The organism is Nocardia sp. NPDC057227, assembly GCF_042669725.1.
Classification (GTDB): Bacteria; Actinomycetota; Actinomycetes; order Mycobacteriales; family Mycobacteriaceae; genus Nocardia; species Nocardia asteroides_A.
The window spans coordinates 39,822-59,268 of sequence record NZ_JBHUXA010000019.1 but is presented as its reverse complement, the minus strand read 5'-3'; the positions used below and the strand labels follow the sequence as shown (position 1 = coordinate 59,268).

The 19,447-nt window shown below is 72.5% G+C and carries 19 protein-coding genes; 7 read left to right on the top strand and 12 right to left on the bottom strand.

The annotated features are described in order from the left end of the window. Nucleotides 1–85 precede the first annotated feature (85 nt). Complete coding sequence (gene recC / locus ACFUJ1_RS24195; protein ID WP_378649055.1) at nt 86–3,520, bottom strand: exodeoxyribonuclease V subunit gamma; 3,435 nt, start codon at nt 3,518–3,520, stop codon at nt 86–88. A 250-nt stretch (nt 3,521–3,770) separates the two neighbouring features. Between recC and ACFUJ1_RS24190 the strand changes: the two genes are divergently transcribed. The 4 genes from ACFUJ1_RS24190 (at nt 3,771) to ACFUJ1_RS24175 (ending at nt 7,581) form a co-directional block, all read left to right on the top strand. Next, nucleotides 3,771–3,977, top strand: coding sequence for a hypothetical protein (locus tag ACFUJ1_RS24190; RefSeq protein ID WP_378612612.1), 207 nt, complete (start codon nt 3,771–3,773; stop codon nt 3,975–3,977). 132 nt (nt 3,978–4,109) lie between these two features. Further along, the gene (locus tag ACFUJ1_RS24185; protein ID WP_378649053.1) at nt 4,110–4,961 is read left to right on the top strand and encodes a serine hydrolase; all 852 of its coding nucleotides are present in this window, start codon (nt 4,110–4,112) and stop codon (nt 4,959–4,961) included. Nucleotides 4,962–5,126: 165 nt separating this feature from the next. Continuing rightward, nucleotides 5,127–6,659, top strand: a complete 1,533-nt coding sequence (locus ACFUJ1_RS24180; RefSeq protein WP_378649051.1) for an NAD(P)/FAD-dependent oxidoreductase — start codon at nt 5,127–5,129, stop codon at nt 6,657–6,659. Nucleotides 6,660–6,801: 142 nt separating this feature from the next. Then, the gene (locus ACFUJ1_RS24175; RefSeq protein ID WP_378649050.1) at nt 6,802–7,581 is read left to right on the top strand and encodes a hypothetical protein; all 780 of its coding nucleotides are present in this window, start codon (nt 6,802–6,804) and stop codon (nt 7,579–7,581) included. Between the two features lie 190 nt (nt 7,582–7,771). On the opposite strand, the gene ACFUJ1_RS24170 is transcribed toward ACFUJ1_RS24175, so the two are convergent. The 4 genes from ACFUJ1_RS24170 to ACFUJ1_RS24155 are packed head-to-tail and all read right to left on the bottom strand — an operon-like array spanning nt 7,772 to nt 10,425. Next, entirely contained in the window at nt 7,772–8,470 is a 699-nt protein-coding gene (locus ACFUJ1_RS24170; protein WP_378649049.1) for an urease accessory protein UreD, read from the bottom strand. A 1-nt stretch (nt 8,471) separates the two neighbouring features. Next, entirely contained in the window at nt 8,472–9,182 is a 711-nt protein-coding gene (gene ureG / locus ACFUJ1_RS24165) for an urease accessory protein UreG (RefSeq protein WP_378649048.1), read from the bottom strand. 12 nt (nt 9,183–9,194) lie between these two features. Then, on the bottom strand, nt 9,195–9,824 hold the full coding sequence (locus ACFUJ1_RS24160; RefSeq protein WP_378649047.1) for an urease accessory protein UreF: 630 nt from the start codon (nt 9,822–9,824) through the stop codon (nt 9,195–9,197). Between the two features lie 58 nt (nt 9,825–9,882). Next, the gene (locus ACFUJ1_RS24155) at nt 9,883–10,425 is read right to left on the bottom strand and encodes a hypothetical protein (protein ID WP_378649046.1); all 543 of its coding nucleotides are present in this window, start codon (nt 10,423–10,425) and stop codon (nt 9,883–9,885) included. Nucleotides 10,426–10,520: 95 nt separating this feature from the next. Here ACFUJ1_RS24155 and ACFUJ1_RS24150 point away from each other — a divergent pair, with 95 nt between their 5' ends. Then, a complete protein-coding gene (locus ACFUJ1_RS24150) occupies nt 10,521–11,777 on the top strand; it encodes a helix-turn-helix domain-containing protein (RefSeq protein ID WP_378649044.1) in 1,257 nt (418 codons plus the stop codon). Here ACFUJ1_RS24150 and ACFUJ1_RS24145 read toward each other — a convergent pair. After that, complete coding sequence (locus ACFUJ1_RS24145; protein ID WP_378649042.1) at nt 11,774–12,481, bottom strand: 2'-5' RNA ligase family protein; 708 nt, start codon at nt 12,479–12,481, stop codon at nt 11,774–11,776. The genes ACFUJ1_RS24150 and ACFUJ1_RS24145 overlap by 4 nt on opposite strands. Nucleotides 12,482–12,492: 11 nt before the next feature. Next, complete coding sequence (locus tag ACFUJ1_RS24140; RefSeq protein ID WP_378649041.1) at nt 12,493–13,980, bottom strand: MFS transporter; 1,488 nt, start codon at nt 13,978–13,980, stop codon at nt 12,493–12,495. 78 nt (nt 13,981–14,058) lie between these two features. Here ACFUJ1_RS24140 and ACFUJ1_RS24135 point away from each other — a divergent pair, with 78 nt between their 5' ends. Together ACFUJ1_RS24135 and ACFUJ1_RS24130 are read left to right on the top strand one after the other, a co-directional pair. Continuing rightward, a complete protein-coding gene (locus ACFUJ1_RS24135; RefSeq protein WP_378649039.1) occupies nt 14,059–14,730 on the top strand; it encodes a TetR/AcrR family transcriptional regulator in 672 nt (223 codons plus the stop codon). 62 nt (nt 14,731–14,792) lie between these two features. Next, a complete protein-coding gene (locus tag ACFUJ1_RS24130) occupies nt 14,793–15,773 on the top strand; it encodes a zinc-binding dehydrogenase (protein WP_378649037.1) in 981 nt (326 codons plus the stop codon). A 4-nt stretch (nt 15,774–15,777) separates the two neighbouring features. Here the strand turns inward: ACFUJ1_RS24130 and ACFUJ1_RS24125 are convergent, their stop codons facing one another. The 5 genes from ACFUJ1_RS24125 to ACFUJ1_RS24105 form a co-directional block, all read right to left on the bottom strand. Further along, nucleotides 15,778–16,446 carry an O-methyltransferase gene (locus ACFUJ1_RS24125; protein WP_378649035.1) on the bottom strand — a complete coding sequence of 223 codons (669 nt, stop codon included), beginning with the start codon at nt 16,444–16,446 and terminating at the stop codon, nt 15,778–15,780. Between the two features lie 23 nt (nt 16,447–16,469). Further along, complete coding sequence (locus ACFUJ1_RS24120) at nt 16,470–18,191, bottom strand: urease subunit alpha (RefSeq protein WP_378649033.1); 1,722 nt, start codon at nt 18,189–18,191, stop codon at nt 16,470–16,472. Continuing rightward, nucleotides 18,188–18,505 carry an urease subunit beta gene (locus ACFUJ1_RS24115; protein ID WP_378649205.1) on the bottom strand — a complete coding sequence of 106 codons (318 nt, stop codon included), beginning with the start codon at nt 18,503–18,505 and terminating at the stop codon, nt 18,188–18,190. The genes ACFUJ1_RS24120 and ACFUJ1_RS24115 overlap by 4 nt, the downstream gene beginning before the upstream one ends. Nucleotides 18,506–18,510: 5 nt before the next feature. Continuing rightward, entirely contained in the window at nt 18,511–18,813 is a 303-nt protein-coding gene (locus tag ACFUJ1_RS24110) for an urease subunit gamma (RefSeq protein WP_378612626.1), read from the bottom strand. Nucleotides 18,814–18,886: 73 nt separating this feature from the next. Beyond that, nucleotides 18,887–19,270 (bottom strand): PaaI family thioesterase, encoded by a 384-nt coding sequence (locus ACFUJ1_RS24105; RefSeq protein ID WP_378649203.1) that lies wholly within the window; start codon nt 19,268–19,270, stop codon nt 18,887–18,889. Between the last annotated feature and the right edge of the window lie 177 nt (nt 19,271–19,447).

The window sequence follows — 19,447 nt, the reverse complement described above, 5'->3', positions numbered from 1 at the left end:
TCGAAAGCGTCGGGCGCCTGCCCGGCGGGATCGAAGTCGAGCCCGACGGTCGCGACGTCGCCGGGCGCTCCGGCTCCGGCCCCGCTCACGGCCGCCCCTGCTGCTCGGCGCGGAGCAGCGGTTCCCACAGCCGTCTGGCGAGCGCGCCGAACCGGGTCGGCTCGCCCGCGCCGCCGCCCTGCGGGGCTGGCGCGGCGAGCAGCGACGCCAGCGTGACCCGATCGCCCCAGACGTAGCGCAGGTGCCGATCCCGGTTGTCGCCGTAGTCGCCGTCGAACTCCTGCAGGGCGGCGTATTCGGCGTCCTCCCTGCGGTTTCCGAGCATGCGGCTCTGCGCGTAGGCGGCGGTGGCGGTCGGCGCGATCGGGAGCGGCTCGCTGAGCCCGGCGTCGCGCATGGCGACCAGGGTGCGCAGGACGCCGAGCGCGGCCGGCGGCTCGGGGGCGGTGAGCTCGCTGCGCCAGGCGGGGGTGCGGAACCTCCCGCGCCCGATGGTGAGCGCCTGCCAGGAGCGGTCCTCGGTGCAGGTCAGCGCGAGCAGCGGCACCCAGGCCGCGATCCGGTGCTTGGCCGCGACCCGGGAGAAGGTGGTGCGCACCAGCCGGTCGCCGTGCACCTCGGGCACGGTGCCGGTGAGCCTGCGGCCGTTGCCGAGGTCGAGCGCGATGTCCACCGCGCGGGCGGGGATCTCGTAGTGCGGCTGCGCGGTGCGCACCAGGGTCTCGACGGTGCGCTCCACCTCGTCCAGCACGGCGGCGCCGAAGGCGAAGGGCGGCAGGCCGCCGCGGCGCCACTCCGCGGCACGGAGGGTCTCCGGGTCGGTGCCGGTGAGCCGGGCGGCGAGCAGCCGCTCGCCCAGGTCCCACTTGGCGAGGCCGTCCAGCTCCACCGGGAGCCGGTCGTCGATCTCCTCCTCGTGGTCGGGCACCCGCAGCCCGAGCCGCTGGCCGAGGAAGGCGCACACCGGGTGCTCGACGAAGGCGATCAGGTCGGCCAGCTCGACATCACCCGGCTCCGGCCGGGGCAGCGGATCGGCCAGGAAGGCGGGGCGCGGACGCGGCGGCCGCGCGGCCGCCTCGGCACCGGCCAGCGCGACGGGGTCGAAGCCGAAGGGGTCGTCCGGCGCGAAGTTCCTGCGGTCGAAGCTCTGCAGCGGGTGCCGGACGACGACCCGGTCCGCACCGGCGCCGGTGTGCGCGCGCAGGGCGTCGAGCAGCTCGGCCACCGGCACCGCGGGCGGGCGGTGCGCGCCGGTCACCGGGTCGGCGCCGGTGTAGCAGACCAGTAGCCGCTCCTGCGCGGCGAGCACCGCGTCCAGCAGCAGCTGGCGGTCCTCGCCGCGCGGCTCGCGCTCGCCGACCTGCGGGTCGCGGGCCAGCACGTCGTCGCCGTCGACGCCGCCGGCGCGCGGGAAGACCTCGTCGTCGAGGCCGAGCAGCACCACCACCCGGTGCGGCACCGAGCGCATCGGGACAAGGGTGCAGACGGTGAGCTCGCCGGTGCGGAAGTTGGCCCTGGTCGGCGCGGTGCCGAGCCGTCCGGCGAGCACGGTGGCGACGTCGGCGAGGCGCAGCACCACCTCGCCCGCGTGCTCGGTGGCGGCGGCGAGCTCGGTGCGCGCCTCGGTGCGCTGCCAGGCCAGGTGCTCGGGGACGTCGCAGAGCAGGTCGAGCGCGCGGACCAGCACCGCGCTCCACTCCGGGGCCGGGCGCGGGCCGCGCAGGTCGCGCAGGCAGACCGCGAGCCGGTCGACGAACTCGGCGAAGCGGCCGGCCAGGTCGACGTCGTTGCTGTCCACGTCGTCCAGCGGGAGCGCGAGGTCGAGCCAGTCGCCGTCGGTCTCGGCCGCGGTGACGCCGAGCAGGATCCGGTCGACCGCGCTGTTCAGCGTGTTCTGCGCGAAATCGGCGAGGCCGAAGGCCTGGCGCTGGCGTTGGCCGATGCCCCAGCGGGCGCCGGAATCGGCGGCCCAGCCGCGCAGCCGCTCCAGTTCGTCGTCGTCGAAACCGCAGCGGCGGCGGACGGTCTCGGCCGCGGCCAGGTCGAGTACCTGGGTCACCGTGACCCGGCCGTCGGCCAGCTCCAGCAGGGTGGCCACCACGGTGAGCAGCGGGTTGGTGACGGCGCGGCCGCGGTCGGCCAGCCGGACCCGGAGCCGGTGCCCGGGGTGCGCGTGCTCGTCCGTGGCGTCGGCGCTGCCCCGGGAGCCGAAGGCGGCGCGGACCAGCGGGGCGAAGGTCTCGACGTCCGGGCACATGACCAGGACGTCGCGCGGCTCCAGGGTGGAGTCGGCGGCGAAGAGGCCGAGGAGGGCGTCGCGGAGCACCTCGACCTGGCGGTCCCGGCCGTGGCAGAGGTGGATGCGGACGGTGCCGTCGTCCGCGAGGGACGGGTCGGGGGCCGGGGGCCGGGTGTCCTCGCGGACGGCGGCCTGGACGGCGGCGAGAAGGGTGCGCGGGGCCGCGGCCGCCCGGCTCGCGCCCGGAGCGCCGGTGCTGGGCGCGGCGGCGGGGGCTCGGCTCGCGGCCGGGTAGTCGCCGGCCGGTGGCGCTCCGAGACCGGACTCCCGACCGGCGCTCGGCGCCGCGGGCACGGGCGGGTGGTATTCGTCGATGATCTCCGCGTCGCAACCCGACAGCCGCTGCTGGAGTTCGCGGACGTCGCGGCCGAGGCCGGCGAGCAGGGGGTTGCGGACCGCGCGGACGCTGGTGTCGGCGCTGCGGAGCAGGGCGGGCGGGCGGGTGGCGAGGCGGTCCCAGAGCGCGGGGCTCGGGTGGGTGAGCCACAGGTGCAGCTCGCGGTGGGCGGCGAGGGCGGCGAGGACCGCGCGCTGGTCGGCCGGGAGCCGGGTCGGGCCGAAGAGCGAGAGGCGCTGCGGCAGTGCGGTGCTCGCCGGATCGGCGCGCAGCCGGGCGCAGACGTCGGCCAGCCGCTCGGCCGGGCCGGGCACCCCGACGGCCGCGCGCAGCTCCCGCCACAGCGCGGGCTGCCAGCCCAGGTCGGCGGGGAGCGGGCGCCCGGCGCCGTCGGTGTCCACGCCCGCCGCCCAGGCGAGGATCAGCTCCGGCCGCTGCGCCGCGTAGCTCTCGAAGAGCGCCGCCAGCCCGACCGCGGTGGCGTAGCGCCGCCCCGCCCGGTGCTCCGCGCCGAGATGCCTGGTCAGCACGGCGGCCCAGGGCGCGCCGAGCACCCCGTCCAGCACCCGGAGCAGCGCCCAGACCACCCGGTCCCGCTCCCAGGGATCGTCCGCGGCCGCGACCCCGCTCGCCGCGGCCAGGCACTCCGCGATCAGCGCCGCGGGCGAGGGGAAGCGGATCGCGGCGGCGATCCCGTCCGCGGCGCCCGGCCCCGAGGTGCCGAGCACGCCGGAGAGCCGCTGGGTCAGCCAGCGCTCGATCCCCTTGGCGGGCACCGCCACGACCTCGGCGGCGAACGGGTCGGCGGGCGGGGTCGCCAGCTGCCGCGCCAGCGCGTCGGCCAGGGTGTCGGCGCGCTCGGCACGATGGATGTGCAGCGGCATGCCACCCCTTCGACGATCGTGCGTTCCCGCAACGGTTATACGCCCGGTGGTTGCCCATGACCTCGGCGACCCGCTGGGATCCGCCGAGCCCGCCCGGCGCTACGTGATCTGCACCACAACCCCGGCGCGTCGGGTGCGGTGTCGCGAGGCCGGGGTAGTCCTCCGTGCCACAGTGCTGCGTCGAGGGGGAACGGCACCGTCCGGGGGGGGATGCACAGGGCTTGTATCTCGAAAGGCTGGTCTCGCGCTCATGGTTGCGCTGGTATCTCCCCTGCTTCCGAAGGGCGGCTTCACCGTTCGCCGCGTCGGCGAGCACTGGGAGTTGGTGAATTCACGGCACTTCGGGCGCGGCGTCGTGCTGCACGCGTGGCCGCGAAATCGGCACGGCGAGGCCTTCGAGCACTGCTACCGGCTGAACGGCCGGACGGTCGAGGAATTGCGCGCCGCGTTCCGCTGAAGCGCAGGGGCACAACGGATTACGGCCGGGGTACCGGCCGGTAGCCGGATCGGGACGTGCATTCGCGTCGGCGATGTGCCATCGTGGGCAACCGTGCGTCATCAGTTGGCCGCCACCCGGTCTGTTCCCCGCGTGGCCGCATCCGTCTGTGCCCTCGCCGCGGCGGCGATCATCGTCTCCAGCGGTACCGTTTCCCTCCCCGCCGCGCAGGCGGCGCCCGGCATCCCGATGCTGGAACAGGCCAATCTCGCCGGTTTCGACGCCGACCTGAGCAGCCGGATCGCCAAGGCCGACGCCTACCTGGCCGGCCGCCCCGGCAACACCGGCTACGTGGTGCGCGACCGCGTGACCGGCGGCGTCTACGCCAACGAGCACGCCGAGAACTCGGTGTGGACCGCCTCCACCATCAAGCTGGCCATCGCGGCCGACCTGCTGAACCGCGCCAGGATCGGCGCCATCCAGCTGTCGCCGGAGGATCGCGGGCTGCTGGAGTCCATGCTCGCCACCTCCAACGACCACGCCACCGACGTGCTGTGGACCAAGTACGCGGGCATCGACCGGATGGCGTTCAACAACGCGTTCCGGGCCAACGGCATGAACACCCTGGTGCCGCAGCCCACCGAGACCGCGCTCTTCCCGGACTGGTCGTTCCAGAAGTGCACCGCCGCCGACCTGGACCGGCTACTGGACAACATCTTCACCCAGATGCACCCGGACGACCGGGGCTACCTCTTCGACCGGATGCGCTCGGTCGACTCCAACCAGCACTGGGGCGTCTGGGGCGCGGGCGACAAGATGCGCCCCGGCCTGAAGAACGGCTGGTCCGCCGAGCAGGGCGGCTGGGTGGTCAACTCGGTCGGCTTCGCGGGCCCGGGCGAGCGCTACACCCTCGCGATCATGACCGCGATGGGCGACGAGGGCGGCTACACCGAGGGCGCCGCCACCGACACCGAGGTCGCGAAGATCCTCTTCTCCGGCCGCTGACCCCGGCCTTCCCGGCGCACCTCCCGTGCCGCGGCACCCATCGGTGCCGCGGCACGCGCGTTCTCCCGGCACGCCGCGACTCGCCGTGACGCTCGCGCACCGGCCGACTACGGTAGGCGTGTCCGCAACACTGGGGTACGCCCCCGTCTGTCGAGGAGCACGACGATGAGCACTGAGCCCGTGGAGACGCATCGGCACCGGGTGGTGGTGATCGGTTCCGGGTTCGGCGGCCTGTTCGGCGCCAAGCACCTCAAGCGCGCCGACGTGGACGTCACCCTGATCTCGAAGACATCGACCCACCTCTTCCAGCCGCTGCTCTACCAGGTGGCGACCGGCATCCTCTCGGTCGGCGAGATCGCCCCCGCCACCCGTCTGGTGCTGCGCAAGCAGAAGAACGTGCAGGTGCTGCTCGGCGATGTCACCGACATCGACCTCGAGCACCGGACCGTCAGCTCGCGGCTGCTCAACCAGAACACCCGGACCTCGTTCGACAGCCTGATCGTCGCCACCGGTGCGCAGCAGTCCTACTTCGGCAACGACCGGTTCGCCACCTACGCGCCCGGCATGAAGACCATCGACGACGCGCTCGAGCTACGCGGCCGCATCCTCGGCGCCTTCGAGAGCGCCGAGCTGGCCACCACGCAGGAGCTGCGCGACCGGCTGCTCACCTTCGTCGTGGTCGGCGCGGGCCCGACCGGCGTCGAGCTGGCCGGGCAGATCGCCGAGCTGGCCGACCGCACGCTCGAGGGCACCTTCAAGAACATCGATCCGCGCGACGCCAGGGTCATCCTGCTGGAGGGCGCGGGCGCGGTGCTCGGCCCGATGGGCGAGAAGCTGGGCAACAAGGCCCGCCGCCGGCTGGAGAACATGGGCGTCGAGGTGCAGCTCAACGCCATGGTCACCGATATCGACGCCAACGGCGTCACGGTGAAGGACAAGGACGGCACCGTCCGCCGGATCGAATCGTCCTGCAAGGTCTGGTCCGCGGGCGTGCAGGCAAGCCCGCTCGGGAAGATGCTGGCCGAGCGCTCCGACGGCACCGAGACCGACCGGGCCGGGCGGGTCGTGGTCGAGCCGGACCTCACGATCAAGGGCCACCCGAACGTCTTCGTGGTCGGCGACCTCATGTCGGTGCCGGGGGTTCCCGGCCAGGCGCAGGGCGCGATCCAGGGCGCGACCTACGCCGCCAAGCAGATCAGGGCCGGGCTGAACGGGCAGCAGCCCGCCGAGCGCAAACCCTTCAAATACCTGAACAAGGGCAGCATGGCCACCGTCTCGCGGTTCAGCGCGGTGTGCCAGGTGGGCAAGCTGGAGTTCGGCGGCTTCATCGCCTGGCTGGCCTGGCTGGCGCTGCACCTCTACTACCTGATCGGGTACCGGAGCCGGATCGTCACGGTGATCCAGTGGTTCGTCACCTTCTCCGGCCGCAGCCGCGGGCAGATGGCCGCGACCGAGCAGTGGGTGATGGCCCGGCTCGCGCTGGAGGCGGTGAACGCCGACGAGGAGGAGGCGGACGAACTCGCCGCCGCGCTCGGCGCCCCGCCCGGAGATCGGCAGGGCCACGTCGGCAGCCGGGTTCCGCTGGACGCGGCGGTCGCGGAGTCGACCACCACCGCGGACATCGCGGACGGCTCGGCCGTCGAACCGGCCGGTGGCGAACGGCCGGGGCAGCAGGAGAGCAGCCGCCCCGCCGTGTGACCCATCCGACAGCGCACCCGGATCCGAATGAGAACGTCGGGATTTGTCGTTCCAGCCGGATGAAAGGTGACGTATGGCCATCGTGGGGGCACAACCGGGGAGACACCGGGCGCCCAACGCACAGCGGCAGAAGATCGGATCGATGGTCGCGCTCGGCGCGTTGCCGCTGGTCGTGGCGCTCGTCGGCGCCGGAACCGCGAACGCCGACCCCGGCTCGCCCGACCCGGTGACCCAGCCCGAGCAGCGCACCGCGGCCGATCCGCTGGCCGCGCTCTTCGCCGGGCAGCCCGCGGAGATCACGCTGCCGGAGCTCTCCGCTCCCCTGCGCGAGCTGACCGGCGGGGCCGCGCCGGTCGCCGTGCCTTTCGCGGTGCCGGTGGACGCGCCGCTCTACCGGGCGCTGCCGGACCAGGGCTACCTGGCGCCCGCCGGGGCACCGCACGGCCCGATCCCGGTCGAGGCGGTGGCGCCGATCGCGCCGCCGGAGGGCAAGATCCGGATCGGCGACATCATCGTCGACACTCCCGGGTTCCTCGCGCCGGACCAGGTGTTCGCGGTGAACGACGGGGCCGCGCAGGCGGAGGCGCAGCTCGCGACCTTCTACGATTCCATCGGGATGGAGCGCAGCCGGTCGGATCGGATGGCGGCGCAGACGCTCAGTTCGGCCGCGATCGGGGCGACCGTCGCCACCAACCTGTCGATGCCGATCACCTCGGCCTCGGTGATCGTCGGCGCCGGTGCCGGGCTGCTCGCCGGGGTGCCGTTCCTGCCGATCGGGCTGCTCATCGGCCCCATCCTCGGCGGAGCGATCGGCGGTGCCGTGATCGCGGTGCCCGCCGCCGCGCTCGGCGGGGCCATCGGTGCCGCCGTCGGTGCGGGGATCGGGTACGGGGCGCCGGGGTTCGGAGCGCCGGTTCAGTAGTTCGCAGTAGAGCGGTGCGCCGAGGGTTTTCGGCGCACCGCGCGTCGCGGTGGTGGCCGGGTTCGTGCCGGTCGTCGCCGCATCGTGCGTTGTAGCGGCCGGGTGATCGCGGCGGTGTCGGTGCGCCCCAATCCGGCGGAGGTCGCACCGCGCGCTCGGCGACTCGCTGGAGCCGCCGGGCGGCGCGCGTTCAGCCGCGGGCTGCGACCGCGGTCCGCGATGTTTCCGTCCGGCCGGGCCGGACGATACCGACCTCGGTGAAGAGACTGCCGCCCGCGGCGAGCGGGAGGCGGGCGGCGGTCAGGCCGACGGTTTCGGCGGGGCGATCGTCCGGGTAGCGCAGGACGCTCTCCAGCGTGCGCGGCGCGCTCAGCGCGTCGTCGGTGCCGCTCCCCGACCCCAGCTCCAGCCGATGCCGCAGCAGCGGAACGGATTCCGCGCCGTCGATGTCGGCGATCAGATCGCCGGTCCAGTGCCCGCTGTCCTCACCGGCCCGCCCGATCCGCACCCGCTCCCTGACCCGCACCGCGGCATCCGGCGCCAGCCGCAGCTCGGTCACCGTGCGGTGCCGCGCCCCACCCGCGACGATCGTCGGCTCGGTATCCAGGTCCAGCTCGGCCCCCGCCCCGACCGTGAGCCGCCAGCGCGCGGTGGAATCCGGCGTCCCGCGCGCGGGCAGCGCGATCATGGCCGCCACCGAGCGCACGAACAGCCGCGCGCCGGGCAGCACCTCGACGCTCAACTCCAGGTGATCGCCGCCGAGCGGGACCGCGGCGGTGCCGATGAGGTGCACCGTCTCCGGCCCGGTCTGCCGCGCCGCGATCCCACCCTCGGCCTCGATCCGCGGTGAGATCCCGGGCGCCGCGAGCACGCGCAGGACGGTGCGCACCTCAGTGCGCCGCCGACCCGGCGACCGCGTCCCGCTCCCGCACCACGCCCAGCTGCTCGCGCACCCAGGCGAGCACCGGCGTCGCCGCCGGGTCGGCGGTAAGCGAGATCAGCGCCGTCGGCCGCCCCTCCCGCACCTTCGCCGCGTCGCGCTCCATCACCCCGAGGTCGGCGCCGACCAGCGGCGCCAGATCGGTCTTGTTCACGACCAGCAGATCCGAGAAGGTGACGCCCGGCCCGCCCTTGCGCGGCACCTTGTCCCCGCCCGCCACGTCGACCACGAAGATCTGCACGTCGATCAGTCCCGAGGAGAAGGTCGCCGTCAGATTGTCGCCGCCGGACTCCACCAGGATCAGATCCAGCGGCGGATTCGCGGCCACCAGGTCGTCGATGGCGTCGAGGTTGGCGGTGATGTCGTCGCGGATCGCGGTGTGCGGGCAGCCGCCGGTCTGCACCGCGGTGATCCGCTCGTCCGGCAGGACGGCGTGCCTGCGCAGGAAGTCGGCGTCCTCGGTGGTGTAGATGTCGTTGGTCAGCACGGCCAGCGAGAGCTCGTCCCTGAGCTGCCTGCACAGCGCCGCGACCAGTGCCGTCTTCCCCGACCCCACCGGGCCGCCGATCCCCACCCGCAGCGCCTCGCCGGGGACCCGCTCCCGCTTGGGGCGGTCATGGGCGTGGTCGTGCGGTTCACCGTCGATGAGGTGCGGGGGCATTCGGTCGTCCTTTCAGCTGGCGAACAGGGGCATTTCGCGGCGCGGATGGCGTTCCGCCAGCGCGTCCTGCAGCGGGTCCGACAGTGCGGCGAGACCTCTCGCCGCTTCCGCCGCGGTCTCGTCGCAGAGTTGCGTGAGGCGGAACGTGGTGGCCGCTATCGCCGCCGGATCCAGCGCCAGGAGACGCTGAGCGGCCGTGGCCGCACCGGTGAGCGTCGTGTAGACGACGACATTCGCGATCTCGCGCGGGGTGGTCTCGTACTCGCGGCCGACCAGGCCGAACACGGTCGACAGGTGCGGACGCGGGGTCAGCTCCGCCCAGACCGGGCCGGGGCGGAGTTTGCTCGCGAGCCGGAGCAGGCCGCGTCCCTGAGCCCGGGAGGCATCCCGCGCCGCAGGGGACGGCGTCCTGGCATCGGCCTCGAGTTCGGCCCGCGCCGGTGTCAGGGTTCCCGCGCAGACAGCCGCCGCCAGCGACGCGGTGACCAGGGCGGTGGTCCGGATGCGCCGGGCCAGGTACTGCTCGACCGTGCCCGCGTCGCGGAGCAAACCGGAGGCGACGGCCTCCTCCACCCCGCCGGAATGCACGTGACCGCCGATCGGCAGCCGGGAGTCGGCCAGCGCGAGCAGGGTCGAGAGCATCTGCTGATCCTAGGGGCGCGGAGCCTGTCCTGCCTTCTTCAGCGCAGCACAGTGCGCTTCACCACCATGTGTGTTGCCCGCGAAACGTCGCAGGCAACTCGATCCGGAGTGCGCGGATCTCAGCGACGAGATCGGCGTAGCCCTCCTGGATCCGCGCCAGGTGCAGTGCCGCATCGTGCAGGTGCTCGGCGCTGCCACCGCGCCGCAACGTCGCATGCGCGTGTGCGTAGGTGCGGGCGAGGTGACTGATTACTTCGCCCAGCGAGTGTGTGTGGCGGCGAGCGGCCACAGGGCGGGGAAGATGGAGAATCGACCACTCGTCGATGCGACCGATCAAGCACTGGACCTGGCGTCGGGTGACGGCATCGTCGAAAGCCCGGGGCCGGCGCTCTTCCGATACCGACGCGGTGAGCAGGGTGGCGTGCAGATCGGACAGTTCCCGAGCCCATTCGATCAGTGGCGAGCCGCCGTCCACGTGCCCGGCGAAAGCCAGGAATAGATGCCGTGCCTCCAGCAGTCCCTCGCCGGCACCGACAGCATCCAGCCGCTCCGCTCCACTTCGATCGTGGTGGCCGAGCGGCGGAGGCTCGGTTCTGTTCACCCTGGCCGTGCACCGTCGAGAATCGAAGCCACGTGGGTACCACGGAACATCTACGCTCGTCGCAGAGACGAACATCGAATACGGGGGCGGCTCCGATGATCGTGACCAAGTGGACCGGCATCGAGGTTCGCGCACTCCGCACCGCGGCGCTGCGCCTCACTCAGCCGGAGTTCGCCGAGACCATCGGCTTCACCGTGGGAGCGGTACGCAAATGGGAGGGACGACGCGAAACAATCGAACTGGCAGGAAGATTCGCGGCGGCGATGGACACGGTTCTGGGTCGCCTGACCGATTCCGAACAGGCTCGATTCCGGGCAGTACTGTCCGGCTCCGAGGATTCCGTCCACGGCGGCGCGTCGCAAACCTTCGAGTCCTTGGCGGCCATCGCCGCGCGAACGCGGGATATCGCGGAAATGGATACCGATTGCGAGTTCGTCGAACTCGTGTCGCTCACCCTCGATGATGTCATCGAGCGATACGAATCGGCTGGGCCGCTGCGTTCGGCTCCGATCGTCATGGAGGCGCGTAGGCAGGTCGAGGTCATGCTCGGGCAGCGCCGTCACCCCGCTCGGCTCGAAAACCTCTACGCGATGGCCGCCCGGCTATCCGCGGTCCTCGGATACATGGCAGTCAATCGGGGACGGTTCGGGCACGCGCGGCTGTACTGCCGGGAGGCTTTCGCACTGGCCGGCCTGCACGCGGACACCGATTTGCAGGCCTGGATCAAAGGCACCGAGAGTCTGTGCGCCTACTACCAGCGCGACTTCGCGGCCGCAGTTCGGGCGGCCCACGAAGGACTCGATCTGGCCGACGGTGGAGCACACTCCATCCGGCTGTACTCCAATGGGCTCGCTCGGGCACTCGGCAAAGTCGGCGACCGCGAAGGCGTCGCCGCCGCCATCGACGCGGCCACCGTGGTAGCGGCCCGATTCGATACCGGCTCAGCACTGACTCCCGCACTGGACTTCGCGCCCTACGGGGAGGCGCGCCTCATGGCGAACGCGGCCACGGCGTTCCTGTCCGCGGGCGATCACGCCCGCGCCCTCGACTACGGTCGCCGAGTGGAGGAACGGGTCGACGGCTCCGATTCCGTATGGAGTCGCTCACTGGTGCGCATCGACATGGCCGCGGCGCTGGCCTCGGGTAAGCAACGCGATGTCGATCGAGCGGTGGCCCTCGGCGTCGAAGCTCTCGCTACCTCCCACGACCGCCCGATCCGCTCGGTGTGGCAGCGGGCCCATGAACTCGGCGACATCATCGGATCGATTCGCGCGCGTCCTTCCGGCGACTATCTCGACACCTTGCGCGAGTGGGACACCACAGCACGAGAGTTCGCCGCACCGCCGAGCTAGAGGCCGAGGGGCACGACTGCGCGGTCTGTCCACCGGTAGCGTCTGTCTTCTCTGCGTAGTTGCACCAATCGGACCTCGGCCACCGACGCGGAGACCGGTGCGAAGTGGCGTAGCGCCGTCACATCTTCGATGAGGCGGGTCGCCGATTGGGGGGTGTTGATGTATCCGATGCCGACGTGCGGCCGAAATCGCGAGGTCTCCGCGATTCCGGCGGATGAGCACACCGAAGCGGTTGCTTCGCGGAGAGCGCTGTGCAGTGCGAGCAGATCGTCCCACGGGGCGACCGAGAAACGTAGCGCGCTGCGCGATCCGGCGAGTGGGCCGATCTCGAGGTGGAACGGGCGTATCCCGCGAAGGCGGCCGCGTGCTGCGGCGGTGATGGCCGAGAGTTGCGCGCTGGAGAGGAGGTCGGACTTGCCGATACCGAGCAGAGTCAGATGGAGCCCGTCGAGGGGTACGGGGTCGATACCGTCGCGGTCGAGTTCCTTCTGGCACCGGGTGACGAGGGCGACCAGGGCGGGATCGGCGAAGGTCAGGTACCAGTAGAAGCCGGCCTGCCCCGGTGCCCAATGCTTCAGCGTCCAGTGGTCGGCTACCTGCTCGAGCTGGCGGAAGGCGGCCCAGTCGTTGTCCCGAATGGCTTCGGCGTCCGAGGTCGAATGCGGGTGCAGCGGGGGAAATGGACGCTTCGGCGTGGCGGTCATCGGTCGCAATACTACGACCGTCGCGCTTGCTTGCGGGGGCCGAAGAACCAGGTGGCCGCCGCCATGAGCACCAGGAGCAGGGCACCGACGGTGGTGGCGGTGTGCATGCCGGTGACGAAGGACTCCTGGACCGTGGCCACGCGGCCCGCGTCCGTGCCCGCCTCGCGCAACTCGTCGCCGAGCGTGCCGGACGTCCCACTGGAGGCACGGAACACCGCGGTGGCGAGGGAGCCGAGCAGGGCCAGGCCCAGGGCGTTGCCGAGTTCGAAGCTGGTTTCGGAGGTGGCGGCGGCGGAGCCGGCGCGCTCGGGCGGGACCGAGGAGACGGAGACATCCGAGACCAGGGTGAAGGCGATGCCGTAGCCGACGCCGGCCAGGGCGGAACCGGCGACGTACCACCAGACGCCGCCGTCGACCCCGACGCCGAGCAGCATCAGGTTGCCCACCGCGGAGGCGAGCAGTGCCACCACGAAGGCGAGCCGGGTGCCGAGGGCACGGCCGATGCCGGAGCCGCCGATGGAGAAGACGAAGACGGCGACGGCCATGGGGATGCCGAGCCAGGCGGCGGCGAGCGGGTCGCGGCCGGTGATGGACTGCAGGTAGACGCTGGCGAGGTAGCTCAGGGCGGCGAGCGACATCATGCCGGTGAGGCTGGCGCCGATGGCGAGCGAGAAGGTCCGGTTGGCGAAGAGCCGCAGGTCGAGCAGGGGGTCGTCGAGGAGGCGCTGCCTGCGGACGAACAGGACCAGCAGGAGCACGCCGATGGCGAAGGCGATCAGGGCTTCGGCGTCGACGCCTTCGGCGGCGGCGTGCTTCACGCCGTAGACCACGGGCAGGATGCCGCCGATGGACAGCGCGACGCTGCGCAGATCCAGGAGCCCGCGTTCGACGGCGCGGTGCTCGGGGAGCAGGAACGGGCCCGCCACGAGCAGGACCAGCAGCACCGGGGTGTTGACCAGGAAGACCGAGCCCCACCAGAAGTGGTGCAGCAGGAAGCCGCCGACCACGGGCCCGACCGCCGAACCGCCGGCGAAGAACGCCGTCCACACGCCGATGGCGACGCCGCGCTGCCGCGCCTCGGGGAAGATCACGGAGATCAGCGCCAGGCTCGAGGGCAGCAGTGTCGCGCCGCCGATCCCCATGAGGGCGCGGGCCGCGATGAGCATCTCCGGGCCGGTGGCGAAGGCGGCCAGGACCGAGCCGATGCCGAAGACGGCGGAGCCGGCGAGCAGGATATTGCGCCTGCCGATGCGGTCGCCGAGGTTGCCCATGGTGATGAGCAGGCCGGCCAGCAGGAAGCCGTAGATGTCCAGGATCCACAGCTGCTGGGCGGCGGACGGCGCCAGGTCGGCGGAGAGCGTCGGCATGGCGAGGAACAGGACCGAGATGTCCATGGAGACCAGCAGCACGGGCAGCAGCAGCACCGACATGCCGAGCCAGGCGCGGCGCGGGCTCGGACCGGCCGCTGTCGCCGTCACCGCATCGTCCACGGACGTCATCGTCGGTCGCCTCCTCGTGCTCGTCGTCTGCCGGTACAACCACGCGTACACCGTACGCATTCCGGGTACAGTGTACGCATGGCCGAATCCAAGCTGTCCAGGGCCTCGATCGTGGATACCGCGATCACCGTCGCCGACACCGAGGGGCTGGACGGGCTCTCCATGCGGCGGATCGCCGATCGGCTCGGCGTGGGGGCGATGTCGCTGTACCGGCACGTGGCGAACAAGGACGAACTGCTCGCCGCGATGACCGACGAGGTCTCGCGGCGCAACCCCTACCCCGCTCCCCCGGCGGGCGAGCGGTGGAGCTGGCGGGAGCGGGTGCACATCGCCGCCGACGTGGATCGCGCGCTCTACCAGCGGCATCCGTGGGTGCTGCTGGCGTTCGCCATGCCGCGGTACAGCTTCGGGCCGTACAGCCTGCGCTGCCTGGCCTGGCTGGTGGAGGGGTTCGGCGAGCTCGGGGTGGATACCGCGGAGGCAACCAGGATGGCGTTCTCGGTGTGGAATTACATCTCCGGTTGCACGCTGCCGCTGGTCAGCGAGCTTCTGGTGCGCCGGAGCGACGAGCGCGACGGCGCGGGCAACCCGCTGCGCGCGCTGCTCACCGGGCAGCCCGTGGCGGACATCCCGGACCCGCTCGGCGGGCTCGCCGGGCGCGGGCTCGACGCCCTCGACAACGACCTGGTGCTGCGCAGCGGGCTGGACGCGCTCTGCGACGGTTTCGCCGCGCTGCACGCGCGGGCTTGACCTCGACCTCGCTCGAGGTTGCAGGGTGGAGCGGAATCCGTTCGACGACAGGAGTTCCGCCCGTGCGCGCCATCCGACTGCACGCCTTCGGCCCCGCCGAGAATCTGCGCCTCGACGAGGTCCCCGATCCGGAGCCCGGCCCCGGGCAGGTGCGGATCGCGGTCGCCGCGGCCGGGGTGCACGTGCTCGACACCGTACTGCGACAGGGGAAGCCGGGCCCGATGCCGGCGCCGGAGCTGCCGACGATCCCCGGCCGCGAGGTGGCGGGGACCGTGGACGCGCTCGGCGACGGGGTCGATCCCGACTGGCTCGGCGCGGAGGTGGTCGCGCACCTGGGCATGGTGCCGGGCGGGTACGCCGAGCTGGCCGTGGTCGCGGCCGATCGGCTCCACCGGTTGCCCGAGGGCGCCGATCCGGCCGAGGCGGTCGCGCTGATCGGCACGGGACGCACCGCCGTCGGGATTCTGCAGTTCGCCAGGATCGAGCCGGGCACAACGGTGCTGGTGACCTCGGCGGCGGGCGGGCTCGGCGTCCTGCTGGTGCAGGCGGCGAAGGCGGCGGGTGCCGAGGTGGTCGGGGTCGCGGGTGGCCCCGCGAAGGTGGAGCTGGTGCGCTCGCTCGGCGCCGACCACGCGGTGGACTACCTGGACGACCGGTGGGCCGACGAGGTGCGGAAGCGGCTCGGAAAGCCGGTGGACGTGCTGTTCGACGCCGTGGGCGGACCGGTCGCTCGCGCCGCGCTGGAACTGCTCGGCCCGGGCGGAACCCACGTGGTCTACGGCTGGTCCGCCGAACCCGATGCGGCCGGCCCGCCGGTCCTGCTCCCACCCGGCGGCGACCGCACCTCGACCGTGGTGCTCGGCCCCGCCATGCTCGCCCCGGTCGGCGGCGACATCCGAGTCCTGGAGACCCGCGCTATCGACGCCTGGCGCGCAGGCCGCTGGAAGCCGGTGGTCCACCGCTTCCCGCTGGCCGACGCGGCACAGGCGCACCGGGCGCTGGAAACGCGCGGCACCACCGGCAAAGTCGTCCTGATCCCCTGAGGGATCAGCCCCCGTTCACCACGGCGTAGGCGAACCCGTCCCATCCCTTGGCGCCGACGGTCTGGACGATGGTCGCGTCCAGCGAAGGCTCCGCCGCGAGCAGATCGACCAGCTCCCGCCCCGCCTGCACGGCGGGATCGTCGGAGTGCTCGTCGGCGAGCCCCCCGTTGCGCACCACATTGTCGACCACGATCGCCGACCCCGGCCGCGTCAACCGCAGCGCCCAGAGCACGTAGTTCGAGTTGTTCACCTTGTCGGCGTCGATGAAGACGAAGTCGAACGGCTCGGAATCCTCGTCGGCCAACCCGGGCAGATTGTCCAGCGCGGCCCCGACCCGGATATCGACCCGATCGGCGACCCCGGCCCGCTCCAGATTCTCCCGCGCCACCGCGGCATGCTTCGGCTCGAACTCGAAGGTGACCACCCGCCCGGCCGGCCCGACCGCCCGGGCCAGCCACAGCGTGCTGTACCCGCCGAGCGTGCCGATCTCCAGCACCCGCCGCGCCCCCGCGGCGCGCGCGAGCAGGTGCAGGAACTTGGCCTGCGGCGGCGACACATCGATGGCGGGCAGCCCGGCGGCGGCGTTGGCGTCGAGCGCTGCCGCCCCCGCCCCGTCCACCACCAGGTTGTCCACGATGTAGCGGTCCACCTCGGCCCATTGCGACGACGTCATGGGGGTCAGTCTGCCACCGCGGCTCAGAACAGGAAGTAGCGCTGTGCCATCGGCAGTTCGGTGGCGGGCTCCTCGGCCCAGACCTCGCCGTCGATGCGCACGGTGAAGGTGTCCGGCTCGACCTCGATGTGCGGCATGGCGTCGTTGAGCGGCATGTCGGCCTTGCCGCGGCGGCGCACGTCGGCGGTGGGCACGAGCCTGCGCCGCACGTCGATCCGGTCCGCGAGCCCGTCGGCGATGGCGTGCTCGCTGACGAAGTGCAGCGAGGTGGCGGCGGCGACCGGCGGTGCCGCACCGAACATGGGGCGGGGAAGCACCGGCTGCGGGGTGGGGATGGAGGCGTTGGCGTCGCCCATGGCGGCCCAGGCGATGGCGCCGCCCTTGAGCACGGCGTGCGGCCGCACGCCGAAGAAGGCGGGCTCCCAGAGCACCAGGTCGGCCAGCTTGCCCACCTCGACCGAGCCGACCTCGTGCTCGAGGCCGTGCGCGACGGCCGGGCAGATCGTGTACTTGGCGATGTAGCGGCGCACCCGCAGGTTGTCGGCGGCGCCGTCGCCGGGCAGCGCGCCGCGGCGGCGCTTCATGACGTGCGCGGTCTGCCAGGTGCGCATGACCACCTCGCCGATCCGCCCCATGGCCTGCGAGTCGCTGCCGATCATGGAGATAGCGCCGAGATCGTGCAGCAGGTCCTCGGCGGCGATGGTGGAGGGCCGGATCCGGCTCTCCGCGAAGGCCAGATCCTCCGGAATGGATGGGCTCAGGTGGTGGCACACCATGAGCATGTCCAGGTGTTCGTCCAGGGTGTTGACGGTGTGCGGGCGGGTGGGGTTGGTGGAGCTGGGCAGCACGTTCGGGTGCGAGGCGACGGTGATGATGTCCGGCGCGTGCCCGCCGCCCGCGCCCTCGGTGTGGTAGGCGTGGATGCCGCGCCCGGCGATGGCGGCCAGCGTGTCCTCGACGAACCCGGCCTCGTTCAGGGTGTCCGAGTGCAGCGCGACCTGCGCCCCCGAGGCGTCGGCGACGCGCAGGCAGGCGTCGATGGCGGCCGGGGTGGAGCCCCAGTCCTCGTGCAGCTTGAAGGCGGCCGCACCGGCGCGCAGCTGCTCCCACATCGACTCGGCGCTCACCGTGTTGCCCTTGCCGAGCAGCACGACGTTCATCGGCCAGGAGTCGGTGGCCTCCAGCATCCGGGCCAGGTGCCAGGCGCCGGGGGTGACGGTGGTGGCCTTGCTGCCCTCGGCCGGGCCGGTACCGCCGCCGATCAGCGTGGTGATGCCGCCGCCGAGCGCCTCGGGCAGCAGCTGCGGGCAGATGAGGTGCACGTGGCAGTCGATGGCGCCCGCGGTGAGGATGCGGCCGTTGCCCGCGATGATCTCGGTGCTCGGCCCGACCACCAGGTCCGGGTGCACGCCGGTCATGGTGTCCGGGTTGCCCGCCTTGCCGAGCGCGACGATCCGGCCGTCCCTTATCCCGACGTCGGCCTTGACGATGCCCCAGTGGTCGACCACGACCACGCCGGTGATCACGGTGTCCGGTGCGCCGTCGGCGCGGGTGGCGCGCGACTGCCCCATGGACTCGCGCAGCACCTTGCCGCCGCCGAAGACCGCCTCGTCGCCCGCTCGGCCGGGGCCGCCGCTCAGGTCGTCGGTGATCTCGATGAGCAGGTCGGTGTCGGCGAGCCGGATGCGGTCGCCGGTGGTGGGGCCGAAGAGCTGCGCGTAGCGCTCGCGGCTGAGTTCGGTCATCGGGGGCCGTCCAGTGCTCCGGGGGGATTCAGGCCGATGCCGTACACCTCGCGGGTGCCGCCGAGCGGAACCAGCGAGACGTGTTGCGGCACACCGGGCTCGAAGCGGACGGCGGTGCCGGCCGGGATGTCGAGGCGGTGCCCGTGCGCGGCGGCGCGGTCGAACTCCAGCGCGGCGTTGGCCTGCGGGAAGTGCACGTGGCTGCCGACCTGGACCGGGCGGTCACCGGCGTTCAGCACGGTCAGCTCGATGCGCGCGGCGCCTGCGTTCAGCTCGATGCTGCCGTCGGCGCAGAGGTACTCGCCGGGGATCACGCCGCTCATCCGATCGGCCGGTGCACGGTGACCAGCTTGGTGCCGTCCGGGAAGGTGGCCTCCACCTGGACGTCGTGGATCATCTCCGGCACGCCGTCCATGACGTCGGCGCGGCCGAGCACGGTACGCCCGGAGGTCATCAGCTCGGCGACGGTGCGGCCGTCGCGGGCGCCCTCCAGCACATGGTCGGAGATCAGCGCGATCGCCTCCGGGTGGTTGAGGCGGAGCCCGCGGGCCTGCCTGCGGCGGGCCAGCTCGGCCGCGTAGCTCAGCAGCAGCCGCTCCTGCTCGTGCGGCGAGAGACGCATCGGGGCTCCTGACCGGTCGAGGGGTGAACGAACGGTCATTCTGGCACGGCCGAACCCCGGCCGCCCGGCAAGATCAGCCGGCCAGGTTCTGCAGCCTGACCTGCCCGCGCGCGACCACCCGGTCCTGCTCGTCGGTGATCACCACCACCCACAGCTGCTGCGAGCGGCCGCGATGTATCGGCGTCGCCTCGCCGCGCAGCAGCCCCTCGCGCACCGCGCGCAGGAAGTCGGTGTTGTTGTTCACCCCGACGACGGTGCCGCGCTCTCCGAACCAGACCCCGCCCGCGACGCTGGCGAGCGTCTCCACCACGGTGCAGTAGACGCCGCCGTTCTGGATCCCGGCCGGCTGGTGCAGGTTCGGGGTCACGGTCCACTCGGCGCGCACCCGGTCCGGCGTGATCTCGGTGTAGCGCAAGCCGATGAAGTCGGTGAAGTACCCCCGGTCGGCCTCGTTCATCGCTTCCGGGGTCAGGTCGGCCAGGGAGAAGCCGGTGTCAGGTGCACTCATGCCCTCCACCTTTACACCACCGCCGGACCGCTCCGAACGAAGGTCTTGCAGACTTAGGTAAGCCTGCCCTATAGTCATAACCGGCGCTCGGATCGAGTGCAGAAGGATCCGGTGAGTCCCGAGGGC

Bases quoted from the DNA above. Each gene is read 5' to 3' on its own strand.
- ACFUJ1_RS24180 (WP_378649051.1), top strand. From the start codon at position 5,127: ATGAGCACTGAGCCCGTGGAGACGCATCGGCACCGGGTGGTGGTGATC.
- ACFUJ1_RS24140 (WP_378649041.1), bottom strand. From the start codon at position 13,980: ATGACGTCCGTGGACGATGCGGTGACGGCGACAGCGGCCGGTCCGAGC.
- ACFUJ1_RS24175 (WP_378649050.1), top strand. From the start codon at position 6,802: ATGGTCGCGCTCGGCGCGTTGCCGCTGGTCGTGGCGCTCGTCGGCGCC.
- ACFUJ1_RS24150 (WP_378649044.1), top strand. From the start codon at position 10,521: ATGATCGTGACCAAGTGGACCGGCATCGAGGTTCGCGCACTCCGCACC.
- ACFUJ1_RS24105 (WP_378649203.1), bottom strand. From the start codon at position 19,270: ATGAACGAGGCCGACCGGGGGTACTTCACCGACTTCATCGGCTTGCGC.
- ureG (WP_378649048.1), bottom strand. From the start codon at position 9,182: ATGCCCCCGCACCTCATCGACGGTGAACCGCACGACCACGCCCATGAC.
- ACFUJ1_RS24120 (WP_378649033.1), bottom strand. From the start codon at position 18,191: ATGACCGAACTCAGCCGCGAGCGCTACGCGCAGCTCTTCGGCCCCACC.
- ACFUJ1_RS24145 (WP_378649042.1), bottom strand. From the start codon at position 12,481: ATGACCGCCACGCCGAAGCGTCCATTTCCCCCGCTGCACCCGCATTCG.
- ACFUJ1_RS24135 (WP_378649039.1), top strand. From the start codon at position 14,059: ATGGCCGAATCCAAGCTGTCCAGGGCCTCGATCGTGGATACCGCGATC.
- recC (WP_378649055.1), bottom strand. From the start codon at position 3,520: ATGCCGCTGCACATCCATCGTGCCGAGCGCGCCGACACCCTGGCCGAC.
- ACFUJ1_RS24190 (WP_378612612.1), top strand. From the start codon at position 3,771: ATGGTTGCGCTGGTATCTCCCCTGCTTCCGAAGGGCGGCTTCACCGTT.
- ACFUJ1_RS24110 (WP_378612626.1), bottom strand. From the start codon at position 18,813: ATGCGTCTCTCGCCGCACGAGCAGGAGCGGCTGCTGCTGAGCTACGCG.
- ACFUJ1_RS24160 (WP_378649047.1), bottom strand. From the start codon at position 9,824: ATGCTCTCGACCCTGCTCGCGCTGGCCGACTCCCGGCTGCCGATCGGC.
- ACFUJ1_RS24125 (WP_378649035.1), bottom strand. From the start codon at position 16,446: ATGACGTCGTCGCAATGGGCCGAGGTGGACCGCTACATCGTGGACAAC.